Below are 17,573 nucleotides of genomic sequence, written 5' to 3' on the forward strand. Positions count from 1 at the left end.
CGCTGCGATCAGCCGAAGAGTTCGGCCAGGAAGTTCTCCATCGCCTGCCAGCTGCGTCGATCGGCGCGCTCCTCATACGCCACGCCGGGCATCGTCGAATCCTTGCGACTTTCGTCGGTGAAGGCGTGGCCGGCATTGCCATAAGCATGGATCTGCCAATCGGCGTGCCCAGCGGTCAATTCCTCCGCCAGCGCAACGATCGAGGCGGGTGGACCGAGTGGATCGTCCCAGCCGTGGCAGACCAGCAGCCTGATCCCGATCGGATCGACATTCGCGTAATCCGGCCGATCATAGACGCCGTGGAAACTGACGCTACCCAACGTGTCGAGCCCAGCGCGCGCTATATCGAGCACGCACTTGCCGCCAAAGCAGAAACCGATCGCGGCGGTCTTCGCGGCATCCACCTCCGTCTGCGCCTTCAGCGTATCGAGGCTCGCGCGCAACCGCTCGCGCAGCAGCGCGCGATCCGCATTCAGCTCGTTCATGTAGCGCGCATAGTCCGGCCCCGGCTGGCCGCGTTTGCCCTGCCCGAACACATCGCAGGCGAACGCGGCATAGCCGAGCGCGGCAAGATCCTCCGCCTTGCGATTATCGGCCTCCTTCTGGCCAAGGACATTGGGCACCACCAGCACGCCGGGGCGTGCGCCCGGTGCTGCGTCGTCCCAGGCAAAGACACCCTCGAACGGGCCGCCCGGCCCATCATATACGACGGTACGGCGCTGTACGGACATGCCTGCTCTCCTGCTTGTATCGGCGGCATCAGGCGCTAGACGGACCAGCGAAGGGGAACAAGACGATGCAGGTTCGTGCCGACGATCCGCGCCATCCCAGGGTCGCGCCGCTGGTCGCGGAGCATATCGCCGATCAGCTCGGCAATACCCCCGCCGGCTTCGCCTTCGTGTTGGGCGCGGACGCGCTGGCGGCGCCCGATATTGACTTCTTCTCGGTTTGGGACGGTGACACGCTGATGGGCATGGGCGCGCTCAAGGTGCTTGGGGCCGACAGCGGCGAAGTGAAGTCGATGCGCAGCACGACCGCCGCACGCGGGCGTGGCGCAGGCCATGCGGTGCTGCGACACATCATCGCCACCGCCCGCGCGCGTGGCTATCGCGCGCTCTATCTCGAAACCGGTACGACGCCCCCCTATGATGCCGCGCTGACGCTCTATCGTCGTGCCGGCTTCGTCTCCTGCCCACCGTTCGGCGATTATGTCGCCAGCCCGCACAACCAGTTTCTCATGCTTGATTTAGGGGAAGATTGAATGCCGACGCTCGTCCTGATCCGCCACGGCCAGTCGGCCTGGAACCTCGAAAACCGCTTCACCGGCTGGTGGGACGTCGATGTGACCGAGAAGGGCGCGGCGGAAGCGCGGGCGGCGGGGGAACTGATGGCCGCGAAGGGGCTCGATTTCGATCAGACCTTCACCAGCGTGCAGACGCGCGCGATCAAGACGCTCAACCTCGCGCTGGAGGCGATGGGGCGGCTGTGGCTGCCGGTGGAGAAGGACTGGCGGCTGAACGAGCGGCATTATGGTGGGCTGACCGGGCTGGACAAGGCGGAGACCGCCGCGAAACACGGCGATGAGCAAGTGCACATCTGGCGCCGCAGCTTCGACGTTCCCCCGCCCCCGCTCGAACCGGGCAGCGACTTCGACCTGTCCGGCGATCGCCGCTATGCCGGGATCGCGATCCCCGCGACCGAAAGCCTGAAGGACACGATCGCGCGCGTGCTGCCTTATTGGCAGCAGCGTATCGCCCCCGCGCTGCAGGACGGGCAGCGCGTGCTGATCTCCGCCCATGGCAATTCGTTGCGCGCACTGGTGAAGCATCTGTCGAACATCCCCGACGACGAGATCACCGGGCTGGAAATCCCGACCGGTCAGCCGATCGTGTACGAACTGGACAACGCGCTGAACGCCACGGATCGCTATTATCTGAGCGAGCGGTGAGGGCTTGCCCCGCCGCCACCCGCGCCCCACAATCCGCCGATGAACCGCCCCACCCTCTTCCTCCTCCCGCTCGCTCTGGCCGCCTGTGACGATGGCGGCAGCACCTATGCCGACGCGAAGCTGGTGAAGGCGGCGCGGGCGGGGATGATGGCGGTGCAGGGCATGCCCGGCGGCAAGACGTCGACCTTCACTCAGGTTCGGCTGATCGGCGGGGCGACGGTGTGCGGCATGATCGACGGCAATGACGGCGACGGCCCACGCGCGTTCAGTGCCAAGGGGCAGGACGTGCTGATCGAGGACAAGCGCGATCCCGCCACCAAGGCGGCGATCGTCAAGGCGTGCGTCGGCCAGCCGGTGCACGAGATCGTCAGCCGCAACGCGCAATTCACCGATCTCGCCGTGAAACATTGATGTCGGGGCCGCCATGCCGGATTTGATCCGGCATCCGGGCTGGCAGATATGTGCGCTGCGCGGTCTTCCGATCACCCCGCCATCGGCAGCCGCAGCCGCACCAGCAGTCCGCCCAGATCCTCGCTCTCCTCCAGCGTGACCGTGCCGTCGTAGATTTCCGCGACGTCGCGAACGATCGCCAGCCCCAGCCCGGTCCCCGGCTTGCCGGTGTCGAGCCGCACGCCACGATCGAAGATACGGAAGCGGTCCGCCTCGGGAATGCCCATGCCGTCATCCTCGACGAGGATCTCGACGAAGCCGGCCTGTGCCCCCATCGTGACGAAGACGCTGCCGCCGCCATATTTGGCGGCATTCTCGACGAGATTGCCCATGATCTCGTCAAGGTCCTGACGCTCGATATGCGCGACCAGATTCTTCGGCCCATCCATGTCGACACGAACATGCGGATACAGCCGCCGCACCGCTCGCTCGACCGATTCGACGCTCGGCCACACCGGGGCGCGGCTGTGCGCCGAGCCCCGCCGCCCGACCGCACGTGCGCGGGCGAGGTGATGATCGACCTGTCGCCGCATCGTGCGCGCCTCGCGGATCACGGTGGCGGACAGATCGTCCGACTGCGCGGTCGCGGCGTTCATGATGACGGTCAGCGGGGTCTTCAACGCGTGCGCGAGATTGCCGGCATGCCGGCGCGCCTCCTCGGCCTGTGTCTCGTTATGGGCGACCAGCGCGTTGAGTTCCTCCACCAGCGGCAGCACCTCCAGCGGCATATCGCCGACGATCCGGTTCGATCGGCCGGCGCGCATCGTCGCAATCTCCTGCCGCACCTTGCGCAGCGGCCATAGCCCATAGAAGGTCTGCAACGCCGCAAGGATGATCAGCCCGACCCCGAGCAGCACGAAACTGCGCACCAGCGTTCGCCGCAGGATCGCGATCTGCGCGTCGAGCGCCTCGCGGCTTGAGGCCACCTGAAACCGCCAGCGCACCGGCGATCCGGGCAATTTCACGTCGCGTTCGACGATCCGCAGCTTCTCGTCGCGGAATTGCGCGCTGTCATAAGTGTGCACCGCGCGATCGTCATGCGCGGCGCCATAAGCGAGTTGGCGGTCCCACAGGGAGCGGGACGGAAAGATGTCGTGCCCGGGTGCCGATACCTGCCAATAGAGCCCCGAATAGGGCTCGATGAAACGCTGATCGGCGGGCTCGCGACTGAAATAGACACCTTCGGGGCCGATCTCCGCGCTCGCCAGCAACGAACGCAGGACATATTCCAGCTGATCGTCGGCATTGCGCGTCACCGCCGCGACCAGCACCCGATCGAGCGCGAACCCTCCGCCCGCCAGCAGCAGCGAGATCCACAGCGCCGCGATCAGGATCATCCGCCGCCACAGCGAGCCGCGCGCGCGCAGGCCGATCGGCTCCGGCGGAACCGGCTCGTCGGCGGAATCGCTGCTGGCGGCGGTCACCGGATCAAGCGTCCGGATCATCCAGGCTATAGCCGAGGCCGCGGATCGTGGTGATCACATCTTGCCCCAGCTTCTTGCGGATGCGGGTGACGAATACCTCGATCGTATTCGAATCGCGGTCGAAATCCTGATCGTAGATATGTTCGATCAGTTCCGTGCGGCTGACGACCTTGCCCTTGTGATGCAGCAGGTAGCTGAGCAGTTTATATTCCTGCGCGGTCAGCTTCACCGGCTCTCCGGCGCGGGTCACCTTGCCCGACCGCGTATCGAGGCGCACATCGCCCGCGGTCAGCTCTGACGAGGCATTGCCCGACGCGCGCCGAATCAGCGCGCGCAGCCGCGCGATCAGTTCCTCGGTCTGGAACGGCTTGGCGACATAATCGTCAGCGCCAGCGTCCAGCCCGGCCACCTTGTCCGACCAGCTATCACGCGCGGTCAGCACCAGCACCGGGGTGGTCCTGCCTTCCTTGCGCCAGCGATCCAGCACGGTGAGCCCGTCGATTTCGGGCAGGCCGAGGTCGAGCACGATCGCGTCATAGCTCTCGGTCGATCCCAGGAAATGCCCCTCCTCGCCATCGGTGGCAAGGTCGATGGCATAGCCCGCGCCCTCCAGCGTGGATTTCAGCTGCTGACCGAGGTTCGGCTCGTCCTCGACGATGAGCACGCGCATGTCGTTCTCCCTGTTCTGTTATTGTCCGGTTCGACCGATCACCTGCCCGGACCGCCCGTCGACGTCGACCCAGATCACGCTGCCGCCCCGCAGAAACTTGAGCGTGTAGATGCCGCTCGGCATCTCCAGATCAAATCCGATATATTGCGCGTCCTTCATCGTCGGGATCACGCGGCGCTCGACTTCCTTCAGCGGCAGGATACGCCCCTGCCGCGTCGCCCGCGCGGCGGCGACTGCCTCGCGATCCTGTGCCGCGCCCGCGGTGGCAGGGGCCAGCATCGCGCCCAGCAGAAGGAGGATCGAGACCATTCTCATGCGTGCTGGCATAGGCAGGGGGGATTGAACAGCCTCTGAATGACGCCGACGACAGTGATGCAACATGTCGCCGGGGATGGGGTTCCCATTTACCGCACCGCCGGTGGCAGCCGGCCGGCGCCCTCCCCCAAGCGCCCTCCCCGAGCGCCCTCCCCCGAGCGCCCTCCCCCGAGCGCCTTGTCCCGATCGCCCCCGCCGCCTAGGTGCGCGGGATGGCAGCACCGATCCTAGCATATGAAGACCTGGGCCTCGTTCAGGGGGCCGGCTGGTTGTTCCGGCACCTCGATCTGTACATCGGCGAACGCGACCGGCTCGCGCTGATCGGGCGCAACGGCGCGGGCAAATCGACGCTGCTGAAGCTCATCGCCGGCGCGATCGATGCCGACGAGGGCCGTCGCACGATCGTGCCCGGCACGAACGTGGTGATGCTGGAGCAGGATCCCGACGTCAGCGACTTCGCGACGCTGAAGGACTATGTCCTTGCCGGCGGTGCGGCGCCCGCGACATACGAGGCGGAGGCGATCGCCGGGCAGCTCGGCATCGACCTGCAGCGCGAGGCGAAGACCGCATCGGGCGGCGAGCGACGCCGCGCCGCGATCGTGCGCGCGCTGGCGATGAACCCCGATGTGCTGCTGCTCGACGAGCCGACCAACCACCTGGATATTGCCGCGATCGAATGGCTTGAGGACTGGCTGAAACGCTACACCGGCGCGTTCGTCGTCATCAGCCACGACCGCACCTTCCTGACCCGGCTGACACGCCAGACGCTGTGGCTGGACCGCGGTCAGCTACGTCGTGCCGAGGTCGGCTTCGGCGGGTTCGATGCCTGGACCGAGCAGGTCTATGCCGAGGAGGAACGTAACGCCGCCCGGCTGGATGCCAAGCTGAAGATCGAGGAACACTGGCTGCAACGCGGCGTCACCGGCCGTCGCCGGCGCAACCAGGGCCGTCTCGCCAAGCTGAAGGAGATGCGCGCCGAACGCGCCGCGATGATGGGGCCGCAGGGCGCCGCCGCGCTGCAGGTCGCCGCCGACGACGTCAAGACGAAGGTGGTGATCGACGTCGAACATGTCACCAAAAGCTATGGTGACCGTACCATCATCCGGGATCTGTCGCTGCGCGTCGCGCGCGGCGACCGGATCGGCATTGTCGGCCGCAATGGTGCGGGCAAGACGACGCTGCTGCGACTGCTGACCGGCGAGCTGGAACCCGACAGCGGCATCGTCAAGCGCGCCAGGACGCTGGACGGCATCGTCATCGATCAGCAGCGCAGCCTGATGGCACCGCAAAAGACGGTGCGTGACGTGCTGGCCGACGGCGGCGAATGGATCGACGTGCTGGGCACACGCAAGCACCTGCACGGCTATCTCAAGGAATTCCTGTTCGATCCCTCACTGGCGGAGGCGAAGGTCGGCACATTATCGGGCGGGGAGCGCTCGCGGCTCTTGCTGGCGCGAGAGTTCGCGCGCGAATCGAACCTGCTGGTGCTCGACGAACCCACCAACGACCTCGACCTCGAAACGCTCGATCTGTTGCAGGAGGTGATCGCGGACTATAGCGGCACCGTGCTGATCGTCAGCCACGATCGCGACTTCCTCGACCGTACCGTCACGGTGACGCTGGGGCTCGACGGGTCGGGGACGGTCGATGTCGTCGCGGGCGGCTATGAGGATTGGGAAGCCAAGCGCACCCGTCGCAACGACACGAAGAAGGCGGCGCCCAAACCTGCCAACGCCACGCCCCCGCCCCCCGCACCGGCGCGCACCAAGCTGAGCTACAAAGATCAGCGCGACTATGATCTGCTGCCCCGGCGGATCGAGGAGATCGACACGATCGTGGCGAGCAAGGAAGAAGCGCTGGCCGATCCGTCGCTCTATGCCCGCGATCCGGCGGCCTTCGATCGCCTGTCGAAGGACATCGCCGCGCTGCGCGACGAGAAGGACGCCGCTGAATTGCGCTGGCTGGAACTGGCGGAAAAGGTGGAGGCGATGGGATGACGCGCCAGCGCGACGGCGGAGCCGGGGCCTTTACTCCTCCCCTGCCCCGCCGGTCGCCGCCGCGACGTCCAGCGACTTTCCTTCCCGCCCCGCCAGTTCGACGACATATTGCCACGCCACCCGCCCCGACCGGCTGCCGCGGCGTGTCGCCCATTGGATCGCATCGGCGGGGTCGAACGGCAGGCCGTATTGGGCGGCATAACCCCGCACGATCGCGCAATAGGCGTCCTGATCGACGACGTGAAAGCCGAGGCTGAGCCCGAACCGATCCGCCAGCGCGAGCTGATCGTCGACCGAATCGCGCGGGTTGATCGCGCTTTCCTGCTCACGGATGTCGCGCACCACCAGGTGCCGACGGTTCGAGGTGACGATCAGCCGCGCATTGCCCGGGCGCGCCTCCGCCCCACCTTCCAGTAGCGAGCGCAGCACCCGCGCATCCGCCGCCGCGTCAAAGCCGATATCGTCAAGGAAGATCACGAACGCCCGCGACACGCCCGCGATCACGTCGAACAACGGCGCCAGCGTCGCCAGTCGATCACCGGGCACCTCGATCAGCGCCAGCGCGCCGCCCTCCGCCTGCACAGCGCCGACCGACGCCTTCACCAGCGCGGACTTGCCGGTGCCGCGCGCGCCCCAAAGCAGCGCGTCCTGCGCCGCCTGCCCGGCCGCCAGCCGCCGCAGGTTGGCGGTCAGCGCGTCGCGCTGCGTATCGACATTGTGCAGCAGCGTGAGCGGCAGCGGCCGGAAATCGCGCGCCGCGACGAGGCTGTGATCGCGCCAGACATAGGCGGGGTGGAGCAATGGATTGGCCGAAGGCGGCGGCGGCGGGGCGATCCGCTCCAGCGCGGCGGCGATCCTGTCGAGAGCGTCGGACATGCGCGAGCGCTAGCGTTCGGCGGGGCCGGGCTCAAGCTCTCGCCGCCTCAACCGCGCGACGGCATCATGCGCTTTCGAGCGGGAGAGGGAGATTCATTCACCGGCCTGCGCCCGATGCGCCCGGATATCCGCCCGCCCCGGCGCGAGCGCGATCGCCTTGTCGAGCAACTGTCGCGCCCCGCCGGCATCGCCCGTCGCCAGCAGCGCAAGGCCATAAGCATCGGCGATCGTCGCGTTCATCGGCTGCAGGCGATAGGCCGCACGCGCCGGGGCAAGCGCCGCGCCGGCATCCCCCGCCGCCACCCGCGCCCGCGCCACCAATGCGAGCAGCAGCGCATCGCGACCGCCCAGCTCGATCAGCAGCGGATCGAGCGTTTCCCGCGCGCTGGCAGGGTCCGTCATCAACTGGGCATTCGCCAGCGCGCGACGCGCCGCGATATCGGCCGGATGCTGCGCCAGATACAGCGCCAGCGCGTCCGCCGCCCCGCGCCGATCGCCCGAGATCAGACGCGCCTCGACCAGCCGCAGCATCGTGGCGCGATCGAAGCGCAGGTCCGCAGCGCGCGCATAGCTGGCCGCCGCCGCGCCCGCCCTTCCGGTCGCGAACAGCACGTCGCCGATCAGGACATGCGCCGCCGGCGCACCCGGTGACTGTCGCGCGAGCGCCTGCGCCTCGACCAGCGCGGCGCCGCCCTGCCCCGCCTCCAGCCGCCCGCGCACCAGCGACACCATCGCGCGCGGATCGGCGCGATTTTCCGCCACCGCCGTGGCCAGCGCCGCCGGATCGTCGTCCTGTCCGAACGGTGCCGCCGGCGACGACGGCATCGCGGCGGCGCGATCGAGGAAGCGCGCCGCCCAGTCCCGCTGCCCCTGCGCCTCGAACGCGCGCGCGACCAGCCCGAGCGTATAGCTGTCGGCATCGCGCCGCAGCGCGATCGGGCGCAGCGTGTCGAGGGCACCGGCGGCATCGCCGGTCCGCAGCAACGCCGCCCCCAGCAACCGCCGCGCCTGCAGGTTCATCGGTTGCCGCGCCAGCAGCGCGCGCCATTTGATCGCCGCCTGTTCGTAGCGCCCGGCGCCATAATCGATCCCGCCCGACATCAGCAATCCGCCGGGCAGGCCATTGAGGGCGCCGCCGGTCCTGTCGAGCAGATCGCCCGCGAGCGCCATGTTCCCGGCGCGCGCCGCCACCACTGCCAGCAGATAGAGCGCGGGCGGGCTGCCGTTGCGCGCCGCCAGCGCGCGTCGTGCCGCCGCGACCGCGTCGCCGTGGCGACCGACATCGCCCAGGGTGCCCGCATAGTCGATCAGCGCCGGGTAGAAGTAAGCGTCACGCTTCAGCGCCGCCTCGTACCACGGCAGCGCCGCCACCGCGCCGTAGCGGCTCCGCACGACATCCCCGGCCAGCACCAAAGCGGCGAGCGGCGCGTCCTTGCCCGCGATCGCCCGGGCGGCGGCGTCGGTGGCGCCCGCGACGTCACCCAGATCGAGCCTGGTCTGCCCCAGCAGCGTCCAGGCGGCGGCATCCTGTGGCGCTCGCGCCAACACCGCCTGCAGGACGCCGACCGCTTCCGCGCCGCGCCCGGCCTGTGCCAGTGCCTGCGCGCGTGCGCGTTGCGCGACGGGATCGTCGCCCAGCGCCGCCGCCGCCGCGATCGCCCCCTCATTGTCGCCTTGCGCGGCCAGCGCGGCGACGTGCAGCGCGCGGGTTTGCCCCACCGGCACGCCCGCCGCGATCGCCCGGTCAAGCGCCCCTTGCGCGGCGAGCCCGTCGCCCAGCAACAGGTAGACCCGCGCCAGGCGCAGCAGCGCCACGCCGCTACGCTCCCCGGATCGCGCGGCGGCGATGAAATGGTTGCGGGCAGCGGAGTAATTGCCACGCTGCTGCGCCGCGATCCCCTCCCGCCAGGCGATCGCCGGATCGGGTCGATCGGCACGGCGGGCCAACCAGACGACCGCCAGCGCGATCACCCCGAACGCGAGCACGCCGCCGCCCCAGCGGACCCAGCGCCCCGCCCGCTGCGATCGTTCCGCCCACACCCGGCGGCGGTGACGGCGTCGCGGCTGCGCCAGCGGACCTTCACGCATGAAGATCGTAGCTCTTCATCAGGTCGTACAACGTCGGACGGCTGACCCCCAGCAACCGCGCCGTGCCCGAGATATTGCCGTCGCTCTGCATCAGGGCGCGACGGATCGCCTGCCGGTCGGCGGCCTCGCGCACCGCGCGCAGGTTGATCGGCAACGAATCGTCGCTCGCGGGCTGCAGATCGAGGTCGCTGGTGCCGGCCAGCCTGCCTTCGGCCATGATCACCGCGCGTTTGACACGGTTTTCCAGCTCGCGGACGTTGCCGGGCCAATGCCAGGCATCGATCGCGGCCAGCGCATCGGGAGTGAAACCGGTGACGTCGCTGCCCAGCGTTCGTGCGAAGCGCGCGACGAAATGCCGCGCCAGCAGCGCCGCGTCCCCGGTACGTTCGGCCAGCGCCGGGATCCGCACGACCATTTCCGCCAGCCGGTAATACAGATCTTCGCGGAACCGCCCGTCCGCCACCATCGCATCGACATTCTGGTGGGTGGCACAGACGATCCGCGTCTCGACCGGGATCGGCTTCCGCCCGCCGATCCGCTCGATCACCCGCTCCTGCAGGAAGCGCAGCAGCTTCACCTGCAAGGCCAGTGGAACGTCGCCGATCTCGTCGAGGAACAGCGTTCCGCCATCGGCCTGCTCGATCTTGCCCGGCGTCGTCTTCACCGCGCCGGTGAACGCGCCCTTTTCGTGCCCGAACAATTCGCTTTCGAGCAACGTTTCCGGGATCGCAGCGCAATTGATCGCGACGAAGGGGCGGTCGCGGCGCGACGAGGCATCGTGCAGCCCGCGCGCCAGCAGTTCCTTGCCGGTGCCGCTCGCCCCCAGCAGCATCACGCTGATATCCGCCGGGGCGATGCGCTCGATCGTCCGCATCACCTTCAGCATTTCGGGCGCGGCGGTGATCAGCCCGCCAAGCCCGGCACTGCCCTCCACCCGCTGCGCCAGCCGGCGGTTCTCCGCTTCCAGCGCCTGCACATGAAAGGCGCGCGCGACGATCAGGCCCAGTTGATCGATATCGATCGGCTTTTGATAGAAATCCCAGGCGCCGCCCGCGATCGCCGCCAGCGCGGATGGGCGCGCGCCATGGCCGGACGCGACGATCACCTTGGTATCGGGCTTCAGCGACAGGATTTCTCCCAACGCCGCCAGCCCCTCGCTCGTACCGTCGGGATCGGGCGGCAGCCCCAGATCGAGCGTCACCACCTGCGGCTCATGCAGCCGAACCGCCTCCAGCGCGGCAACCCGGTCACCCGCGACGACCACTTCATAGCCGTCATACGCCCAGCGTAACTGACGTTGCAGCCCGGCATCATCCTCGACGATGAGCAGCACCGGCCGTGCCGCGACGCGCGCACCGCTCATGCCGCCGCCTCCACCGCGGCGCACCGCGGCAGCGCGATCCGGAAACAGGTGCCGACGCCCTCCCGGCTTTCCACTTCGAGCCGTCCGCCCATCGCCTCGACCAGTTGGCGGGCCTCGAACGCGCCCAGGCCGAACCCGGTCGGCTTGCGCGACACGAACGGACGGAACAGTCCGTCGCGTATGAACGCCGGGGTCATCCCATGCCCGCGATCCGTTACCTCGATCGTCACATCATTCCCCCGCGCGCCGACCAGCAGCGTTACCGGCACGCCCGGCGCGCTGGCCTCCACCGCGTTCTGGATCACATGGTCCAAAATGGTTTCCAAAGCACTCGCGTCGGCCACCGCCCAGGCTTCGGCCCCGCCGGCGTGGATCGGATGCTGCGCGCGCCGTGCGTCCGCCATCCGCTCGGCCAGCGCCAGCACCGCGACGCTGCCGCGCGCCGCCACCGCCGGCGCGCCGACCACGCGCTGCGACAGTCGCGACAGCAGGAGCGTCATGCGCTGCGACGTGTCTTGCAACGTCGCCACCATATCGGCCCGAAAATCGGGATTGTCGGCATGCCGCTCGGCATTGCGCGCCACCAGCGCCATCTGGCTGACGAGATTCTTCAGATCGTGCATGATGAAGGCGAAGCGGCGATTGAACTCCTCGAAGCGCTGCGCCTCGACCAATGCGTCATGCGCCGCCTCTTCCGCGAGATAGCTTGCCGCCTGCCGGCCCGCCGCGCCCAGCAGGTCGAAATCCTCCCAATCCAGCGGGCGGGGGATCGGGGGTCGCGTCAGCACGATCACGCCGATCAGCCGCTCGCCATGCAGCAGCGGCACGAGCGCCCAGGCATCGTCACGCGCCAGCAACCACTCGGGAATGGCGGCGCTTTCCGTCGCGGGGGCGACGCCGTCGCGTACCTGGTCCAGATCGACGATCCGCGCGCTGCCCGCCAGATGCGCCAGTAACGCGCCGGCGTCTCCCGCCAGCGTGTCGGGGGCGTCGCAGCGCCAGGTGGCGGCAACGGCCAGTCCTTCCCCGTTCGCCATCAGCAACAGCCCGGCCGGCGAGGCGGTCATGTCCGCCACCGCCTGAACGATCCGTTCCGCCAGCGGGGCGGGTCGCCCGTCGGGCGCCCCGAGCGTGGCGGTGAAGCGCATCCATTCGCTGCGATAATCGTACCGATGGCGAAACAGATGTTTCGCGACGAACACCTTCGCCCAGCCGCGCAGCCACGGCGTCGAGGCAAGCGTCAGCAGACTGGCAGCGGTGCCGAACACGAACGCCGTCTGGGCGATCGGTGCATGCGAGCCGGCGAGCGTGCCGAGGTAGCTCATCGCGACCGTGCTGATCAGCACATACAGGCCGACGCCGACCACCGCCGCCGCCTTCAGCGTGACCGATCGCGACACGCGCACCGGGGCGCCGGCACGATGGATCGCCACCAGGATCGGCGGCGCCGCGACCGCCATCACCGCGCCGCGCGTCACCGTCAGGATCGCGGGGAAGCCATCACCGATCCAAGCCAAGCCATAGACGATCGCATCGCCCGCCCAGACCAGGCCGAGCGCGACGATGATCGCGCGCCGGCCGTTACCATCGTCCGCGACCGTCGCCGCCGCGCGCTGCACCAGCACCAGCGCGGCGACGATCGCGAGCATGCGGAGCGTCAGTGCGGTCGATTCGACCAGAGCGGTAACCGCCGGCGTGGCGGCAAGCTGGCCCGCCACCGCCGTACCGGCAGACAGCAGGAAGCAGGCCGCGGTCACGCCATAGGCCGTCAGACGCGCGCGTCCCTCGGCCCCACGCCGGGCGGCCGATACGCCATCAAGCACCGCCAGTACCGCCAGCCAGCTGGCATCGCGGGCCGCATCAACCAGCCCCGTCGCCGGATCATCACGCCCGATGCCCGCGGTCGCCAGCGCCCATAGCGCCGTGATCACCGCCGCGGTCATCAGCAACCAGCGCGGCACCGCCAGCGATCCGTCGCGCGGGATCGAAAGGACGATCCCGCAGAACAGCAGCGCCACGACGGCATGAATCAGGATGATCGCGGTCGCCCCGGCGCTCATCGCCTCACCGTGCCCCCTGCGGCCACAGCACCACCCGCAGCGTCTGGATCAGGATCAGCAGATCCAGGAACGGCGAATAGTTCTTGGCATAATACAGGTCATATTCCAGTTTGTGCCGCGCATCCTCCACCGAAGCGCCATAGGGATAATTGATCTGCGCCCAGCCGGTGATCCCCGGCTTCACCATGTGGCGTTCGGCATAAAAGGGCAGTTCGCGTTCCAGGCCGGCGACGAACTCGGGCCGTTCGGGGCGTGGCCCGACGAAGCTCATGTCGCCTGTCAGCACGCTCCAGCATTGCGGCAGCTCATCGAACCGTATCTTGCGGATCAACTGCCCGATCCGCGTGATGCGGGGGTCCCGCTCGCTCGTCCACACCGCGCCGCCGGCGCATTCGGCGTCCTCGCGCATCGAACGAAGTTTCATCATCACGAATTCTTCGTTGTGCAGCCCGACGCGGCGTTGGCGATACAGCGCCGGACCCGGCGTCTCCAGACGGATCGCGATCGCCACCAGCATCAGCAGCGGGGCGGTCACCACCAGCAGGATCAGGCTGACCGCGATATCGAAGCTGCGCTTGGCAGCCGCATTCAGCATCTGACCCGAGGAAAACCCATCGGAAAAGATTAGCCACGACGGATTGACGCTGGCCAAATCGACTCTGCCCGTCTCGCGCTCGATGAAGGTGGAGATGTCACAGACCATCACCCCGGTGGTCTTGATCCGCAACAGATCGTTCAGCGGCAGGGCGTTGCGCCGCTCCTCCATCGCCAGCACCACTTCCGACGCGCGCATCTTCAGCACATGATCCGGCAGGCTGGCGACCGTATCGCGGCGGCGCGCGCGCCCGACCGCGACTTCGCCGTCGTTCATCGCGATATAGTCGATAACGCTGAAATTGGCGCTCGCACGCTCCGCCAGCGCCGCGATCCGCGCCGCCCGCGCGCCGGCGCCCAATACCACCACCCGCCGCCGCAGCACGTCGCCGCCGATCGTGCGTCCCGCAGCCAGCCGCAGCGCGAACAGCATCGCGATCGACAGCAGCATCGCGTAGAACAGGTTCGACCGCCAGAAGGTGATCGCCGGCACCAGGAAGAAGATCACCGACAGCAGCAGGATGCCGAGCGACACCGCGACCATCAGCCGCGACGTCGCCACGCGCAGCGAACGGATCGTGTCCGCGCCATAAGCTCCGACCGCGACCATGGCGATCTGCAACGGCACCGCAAATGACAGCAATTGCGGGATACGGGTGTGCAGACCACCGGGCGCCATCCCGATCTGCCAGGCGCGTACCCGCCATCCGCCTTCCGCCGCGATCAGCAGCAACGCGAAATCGAGCACGCCCAGCAACAGCACCGCGTTGGGCACATAATGCTTGAAAAGGCGAACCATGACGCGGCGCTGGGTTCCTGGGATGGGACGAACGGGACTGGTTAACCTATCGCTGCAATTGGCAAAGAAAGCTTGAAGAAGTAGGGAGCCGTTCGTCGCTTTGCGGGTTGTGGGCGCGACGGGAGCGCTCGCGCGCTTCGGGGGAAGCAGGGGACAATTGATGACCAATATCGTGCCGGTGATCCTGTCTGGCGGATCGGGCACCCGGCTATGGCCGATGTCTCGCCCGGAAAAGCCGAAGCAGTTTCTGGCACTGACCGCCGAAGCGACGATGCTGCAACTCACCGCAGCGCGAGCGCAGGGCGACACCTATACCGCGCCGATCGTCGTCGCCAACGCCGCGCACGCCGACGAGGTGGAACGCCAGCTGGCCGATGCCGGCGCGGCGCCACAGGCGCTGATCCTCGAACCGATGGGCCGCAACACCGCGCCCGCGATCGCGCTGGCCGCGCTGACCGCCGCCCCGGACCAGCCGTTGCTGGTGATGCCGTCGGACCATGTCATCGCCGATCCCGACGCCTTCCAGAGCGCGATCCGCACCGCGCTGCCGCTGGTCGAGGACGGCTGGCTGGTCACTTTCGGCATCACGCCCGACGCCCCTGAAACCGGCTATGGCTATATCAAGGTAGGCGAAGAGCTCGCCACCGGCGTGCACCGCGTTGCCCGCTTCGTCGAGAAGCCCCAGCGCGCGGTGGCCGAACAGATGGTCGCGTCCGGTGACCATGCCTGGAACGGTGGCATCTTCCTGTTCCGCGCCGATGCGTTCGTCGATGCGCTGCGCACTTTCTGTCCCGACATGCTCGACGCGGTGCAACGCTCGCTGGACGCGGCGCGGCGTGATGGCGTCCGCGTGTTCCCCGACGCCGCTGCATTCGGCGCCTCGCCGTCCGATTCGATCGACTATGCGGTGATGGAAAAGGCCGAGCGTGTCGCGGTCGTACCGGTCGCGATGGGCTGGAGCGACGTCGGCAGCTGGGATGCGCTGCACGCGATCAGCGCACGGGATGACGGCGACAATGCCACCTCGGGAGAGGTCGTCATGCTCGACAGCCGTAACTGCCTGGCACGCAGCGACGGCCTGCGTATCGCGATGGTCGGGGTAGAGGATCTGATCGTCGTTGCCAGCGGCAGCGACGTGCTGATCCTGCCGCGCGGCCGCAGCCAGGACGTCAAGCTGCTGCTGGAGGCGATGAAGGACAAGTGACGGAGGCGATTCCCCGGTGACGGGGATCAGCCGCTCATCAACCACGCCCAGCATCCCGCCAGCCCGGCGCAGCCGAGCAGCATTTGCGGCGGCCGCAGCCGGGCGAAATGGCGCGGCGCGTTCCCGGCGAGCGCAGCACGCCGGTCGAGCAGGGCCGCCAACGCATAGCCAGCGGCCAGCAGCGCCACCGAGATCGCCGCACGCGACATCACCAGCGCCAGCCCCGCGATCGTGACATAGGCGACCGCGGCCGCCAGTTCGATCGCGGTCGAGGCAGCGGGGGTCGCAAACCCGAATCCGCGTCGCACCCCGCCGATGAACGAAAGAATCAAGGCGCCCCAGATCACCGCGAGCTGGATGGCGAGCACCGGCCAGGCGCCCGGCAACACCCATGCGCCGATCCCCGCCGCGACAAGCGGGAGCATCGGCCCATATCCGAAAATGACGCTGTCGACAGGGATACGGCGCGTGGCGGGCGGAGAAAGATCGTCCATGCCGCGCGGAACGCACGATGCGGCGTTCGGTGGCGTGCCTGCGCGCACGAAAAGGCCGGCGGATCGCTCCGCCGGCCTCTCGTTGGTCTGCCTGACAGCAACCGATCCTTATCCCGGGGCGACGGATGCCGCCCCGGAGGGGATCAGAAGTCCATGCCGCCCATGCCGCCACCCGGCATCGCCGGCATCGCCGGCTTGTCGTCGGGCAGTTCGGCGACGGTCGCCTCGGTGGTGATCAGCAGGCCCGCCACCGATGCGGCGTTCTGCAGCGCAGTGCGCACCACCTTGGTGGGGTCGATCACGCCGGCCTGAACCAGATTCTCGTACACGTCGGTCGCGGCGTTGAAACCGAACGACGTATCGTTCTGGTCGAGCAGCTTACCCGACACGACGGCGCCGTCGTGGCCAGCATTCTGCGCGATCTGACGCACCAGCGCGGTCAGCGACTTGCGAACGATGTCGACGCCGCGCGTCTGATCGTCATTGTCGCCCTTCGCGCCGTCGAGCGCCTTGGTGGCGTACAGCAGCGCGGTGCCACCGCCCGGAACGATGCCTTCCTCGACCGCGGCGCGGGTGGCGTGCAGCGCGTCGTCGACGCGATCCTTGCGCTCCTTCACCTCGATCTCGGTCGCACCACCGACCTTGATGACGGCAACGCCGCCGGCCAGCTTCGCCAGACGCTCCTGCAGCTTCTCGCGGTCATAGTCCGAGGTGGTCACCTCGATCTGCTGACGGATCGCCTCGGTGCGGCCCTTGATCGCATCGGCCTCACCCGCACCGTCGACGATGGTGGTGTTGTCCTTGTCGATCGTGACGCGCTTGGCGGTGCCCAGCATGCCCAGCGTGACGCTCTCGAGCTTGATGCCGAGATCCTCGCTGACGACTTCGCCCTTGGTCAGGATCGCGATGTCCTCAAGCATCGCCTTGCGGCGATCGCCGAAGCCCGGAGCCTTGACCGCCGCGACCTTCAGGCCGCCGCGCAGCTTGTTGACCACCAGCGTGGCGAGCGCCTCGCCTTCGATATCCTCGGCGATGATCAGCAGCGGGCGACCCGACTGCACCACCGACTCGAGGATCGGCAGCATTGACTGCAGGTTCGACAGCTTCTTTTCGTGGATCAGGATGTACGGATCGTTCAGCTCGACCGTCATCTTCTCCGGGTTGGTGATGAAGTACGGCGACAGATAGCCGCGATCGAACTGCATACCCTCGACGACGTCCAGCTCGAATTCGAGGCCCTTGGCCTCTTCGACGGTGATGACGCCTTCCTTGCCGACCTTCTCCATCGCTT

Annotated in this window: 16 protein-coding genes; 5 read left to right on the top strand and 11 right to left on the bottom strand. The window is 68.2% G+C overall.

Annotation, left to right across the window (positions count from 1 at the left end):
• Positions 1 to 8: 8 nt before the first annotated feature.
• The gene (locus tag ACFDSW_RS08290) at positions 9 to 731 is read right to left on the bottom strand and encodes a dienelactone hydrolase family protein (protein ID WP_375249815.1); all 723 of its coding nucleotides are present in this window, start codon (positions 729 to 731) and stop codon (positions 9 to 11) included.
• 65 nt (positions 732 to 796) lie between these two features.
• Here ACFDSW_RS08290 and ACFDSW_RS08295 point away from each other — a divergent pair, with 65 nt between their 5' ends.
• The 3 genes from ACFDSW_RS08295 to ACFDSW_RS08305 are packed head-to-tail and all read left to right on the top strand — an operon-like array spanning position 797 to position 2,359.
• Positions 797 to 1,261, top strand: coding sequence for a GNAT family N-acetyltransferase (locus tag ACFDSW_RS08295; protein WP_375249816.1), 465 nt, complete (start codon positions 797 to 799; stop codon positions 1,259 to 1,261).
• The gene (gene gpmA / locus ACFDSW_RS08300) at positions 1,262 to 1,948 is read left to right on the top strand and encodes a 2,3-diphosphoglycerate-dependent phosphoglycerate mutase (RefSeq protein WP_375249817.1); all 687 of its coding nucleotides are present in this window, start codon (positions 1,262 to 1,264) and stop codon (positions 1,946 to 1,948) included.
• 39 nt (positions 1,949 to 1,987) lie between these two features.
• Positions 1,988 to 2,359 carry a hypothetical protein gene (locus ACFDSW_RS08305; protein ID WP_375249818.1) on the top strand — a complete coding sequence of 124 codons (372 nt, stop codon included), beginning with the start codon at positions 1,988 to 1,990 and terminating at the stop codon, positions 2,357 to 2,359.
• Positions 2,360 to 2,430: 71 nt separating this feature from the next.
• Here ACFDSW_RS08305 and ACFDSW_RS08310 read toward each other — a convergent pair whose 3' ends face one another.
• The 3 genes from ACFDSW_RS08310 to ACFDSW_RS08320 all read right to left on the bottom strand — a co-directional run bounded on the left by ACFDSW_RS08310 (position 2,431) and on the right by ACFDSW_RS08320 (position 4,807).
• A complete protein-coding gene (locus ACFDSW_RS08310) occupies positions 2,431 to 3,735 on the bottom strand; it encodes an ATP-binding protein (RefSeq protein WP_375249830.1) in 1,305 nt (434 codons plus the stop codon).
• A 91-nt stretch (positions 3,736 to 3,826) separates the two neighbouring features.
• Positions 3,827 to 4,492, bottom strand: coding sequence for a response regulator transcription factor (locus tag ACFDSW_RS08315; protein ID WP_375249819.1), 666 nt, complete (start codon positions 4,490 to 4,492; stop codon positions 3,827 to 3,829).
• An 18-nt stretch (positions 4,493 to 4,510) separates the two neighbouring features.
• Positions 4,511 to 4,807: a hypothetical protein gene (locus ACFDSW_RS08320; RefSeq protein WP_375249820.1), complete on the bottom strand. Its 297-nt coding sequence runs from the start codon at positions 4,805 to 4,807 to the stop codon at positions 4,511 to 4,513.
• A gap of 212 nt (positions 4,808 to 5,019) precedes the next feature.
• Here ACFDSW_RS08320 and ACFDSW_RS08325 point away from each other — a divergent pair, with 212 nt between their 5' ends.
• Positions 5,020 to 6,804, top strand: coding sequence for an ABC-F family ATP-binding cassette domain-containing protein (locus tag ACFDSW_RS08325; RefSeq protein ID WP_375249821.1), 1,785 nt, complete (start codon positions 5,020 to 5,022; stop codon positions 6,802 to 6,804).
• A gap of 30 nt (positions 6,805 to 6,834) precedes the next feature.
• On the opposite strand, the gene ACFDSW_RS08330 is transcribed toward ACFDSW_RS08325, so the two are convergent.
• From ACFDSW_RS08330 to ACFDSW_RS08350, 5 genes are all read right to left on the bottom strand, one after another.
• Entirely contained in the window at positions 6,835 to 7,680 is an 846-nt protein-coding gene (locus tag ACFDSW_RS08330; RefSeq protein ID WP_375249822.1) for an ATP-binding protein, read from the bottom strand.
• Positions 7,681 to 7,773: 93 nt separating this feature from the next.
• A complete protein-coding gene (locus ACFDSW_RS08335) occupies positions 7,774 to 9,768 on the bottom strand; it encodes a tetratricopeptide repeat protein (RefSeq protein WP_375249823.1) in 1,995 nt (664 codons plus the stop codon).
• A complete protein-coding gene (prsR, locus tag ACFDSW_RS08340; RefSeq protein ID WP_375249824.1) occupies positions 9,761 to 11,131 on the bottom strand; it encodes a PEP-CTERM-box response regulator transcription factor in 1,371 nt (456 codons plus the stop codon). The genes ACFDSW_RS08335 and prsR overlap by 8 nt, the downstream gene beginning before the upstream one ends.
• A complete protein-coding gene (gene prsK / locus ACFDSW_RS08345; protein ID WP_375249825.1) occupies positions 11,128 to 13,191 on the bottom strand; it encodes an XrtA/PEP-CTERM system histidine kinase PrsK in 2,064 nt (687 codons plus the stop codon). The genes prsR and prsK overlap by 4 nt, the downstream gene beginning before the upstream one ends.
• Positions 13,192 to 13,195: 4 nt before the next feature.
• On the bottom strand, positions 13,196 to 14,584 hold the full coding sequence (locus ACFDSW_RS08350; protein WP_375249826.1) for a TIGR03013 family XrtA/PEP-CTERM system glycosyltransferase: 1,389 nt from the start codon (positions 14,582 to 14,584) through the stop codon (positions 13,196 to 13,198).
• 160 nt (positions 14,585 to 14,744) lie between these two features.
• Here ACFDSW_RS08350 and ACFDSW_RS08355 point away from each other — a divergent pair, with 160 nt between their 5' ends.
• Positions 14,745 to 15,788: a mannose-1-phosphate guanylyltransferase/mannose-6-phosphate isomerase gene (locus ACFDSW_RS08355; protein WP_375249827.1), complete on the top strand. Its 1,044-nt coding sequence runs from the start codon at positions 14,745 to 14,747 to the stop codon at positions 15,786 to 15,788.
• Positions 15,789 to 15,814: 26 nt separating this feature from the next.
• Here ACFDSW_RS08355 and ACFDSW_RS08360 read toward each other — a convergent pair whose 3' ends face one another.
• Together ACFDSW_RS08360 and groL are read right to left on the bottom strand one after the other, a co-directional pair.
• Complete coding sequence (locus tag ACFDSW_RS08360; RefSeq protein WP_375249828.1) at positions 15,815 to 16,282, bottom strand: DUF3429 domain-containing protein; 468 nt, start codon at positions 16,280 to 16,282, stop codon at positions 15,815 to 15,817.
• 143 nt (positions 16,283 to 16,425) lie between these two features.
• A partial coding sequence (groL, locus tag ACFDSW_RS08365) for a chaperonin GroEL (protein WP_375249829.1) occupies positions 16,426 to 17,573 on the bottom strand: 1,148 nt, incomplete at its 5' end.

It is taken from the genome of Sphingomonas sp. (assembly GCF_042091075.1).
In the GTDB taxonomy this organism is placed as follows: Bacteria; Pseudomonadota; Alphaproteobacteria; order Sphingomonadales; family Sphingomonadaceae; genus Sphingomonas.

Excerpts from the sequence above, each read along its gene's own strand:
- ACFDSW_RS08290 (WP_375249815.1), bottom strand. The coding sequence starts at position 731 with ATGTCCGTACAGCGCCGTACCGTCGTATATGATGGGCCGGGCGGCCCG.
- ACFDSW_RS08295 (WP_375249816.1), top strand. The coding sequence starts at position 797 with ATGCAGGTTCGTGCCGACGATCCGCGCCATCCCAGGGTCGCGCCGCTG.
- gpmA (WP_375249817.1), top strand. The coding sequence starts at position 1,262 with ATGCCGACGCTCGTCCTGATCCGCCACGGCCAGTCGGCCTGGAACCTC.
- ACFDSW_RS08305 (WP_375249818.1), top strand. The coding sequence starts at position 1,988 with ATGAACCGCCCCACCCTCTTCCTCCTCCCGCTCGCTCTGGCCGCCTGT.
- ACFDSW_RS08310 (WP_375249830.1), bottom strand. The coding sequence starts at position 3,735 with ATGATCCTGATCGCGGCGCTGTGGATCTCGCTGCTGCTGGCGGGCGGA.
- ACFDSW_RS08315 (WP_375249819.1), bottom strand. The coding sequence starts at position 4,492 with ATGCGCGTGCTCATCGTCGAGGACGAGCCGAACCTCGGTCAGCAGCTG.
- ACFDSW_RS08320 (WP_375249820.1), bottom strand. The coding sequence starts at position 4,807 with ATGAGAATGGTCTCGATCCTCCTTCTGCTGGGCGCGATGCTGGCCCCT.
- ACFDSW_RS08325 (WP_375249821.1), top strand. The coding sequence starts at position 5,020 with ATGGCAGCACCGATCCTAGCATATGAAGACCTGGGCCTCGTTCAGGGG.
- ACFDSW_RS08330 (WP_375249822.1), bottom strand. The coding sequence starts at position 7,680 with ATGTCCGACGCTCTCGACAGGATCGCCGCCGCGCTGGAGCGGATCGCC.
- ACFDSW_RS08335 (WP_375249823.1), bottom strand. The coding sequence starts at position 9,768 with ATGCGTGAAGGTCCGCTGGCGCAGCCGCGACGCCGTCACCGCCGCCGG.
- prsR (WP_375249824.1), bottom strand. The coding sequence starts at position 11,131 with ATGAGCGGTGCGCGCGTCGCGGCACGGCCGGTGCTGCTCATCGTCGAG.
- prsK (WP_375249825.1), bottom strand. The coding sequence starts at position 13,191 with ATGAGCGCCGGGGCGACCGCGATCATCCTGATTCATGCCGTCGTGGCG.
- ACFDSW_RS08350 (WP_375249826.1), bottom strand. The coding sequence starts at position 14,584 with ATGGTTCGCCTTTTCAAGCATTATGTGCCCAACGCGGTGCTGTTGCTG.
- ACFDSW_RS08355 (WP_375249827.1), top strand. The coding sequence starts at position 14,745 with ATGACCAATATCGTGCCGGTGATCCTGTCTGGCGGATCGGGCACCCGG.
- ACFDSW_RS08360 (WP_375249828.1), bottom strand. The coding sequence starts at position 16,282 with ATGGACGATCTTTCTCCGCCCGCCACGCGCCGTATCCCTGTCGACAGC.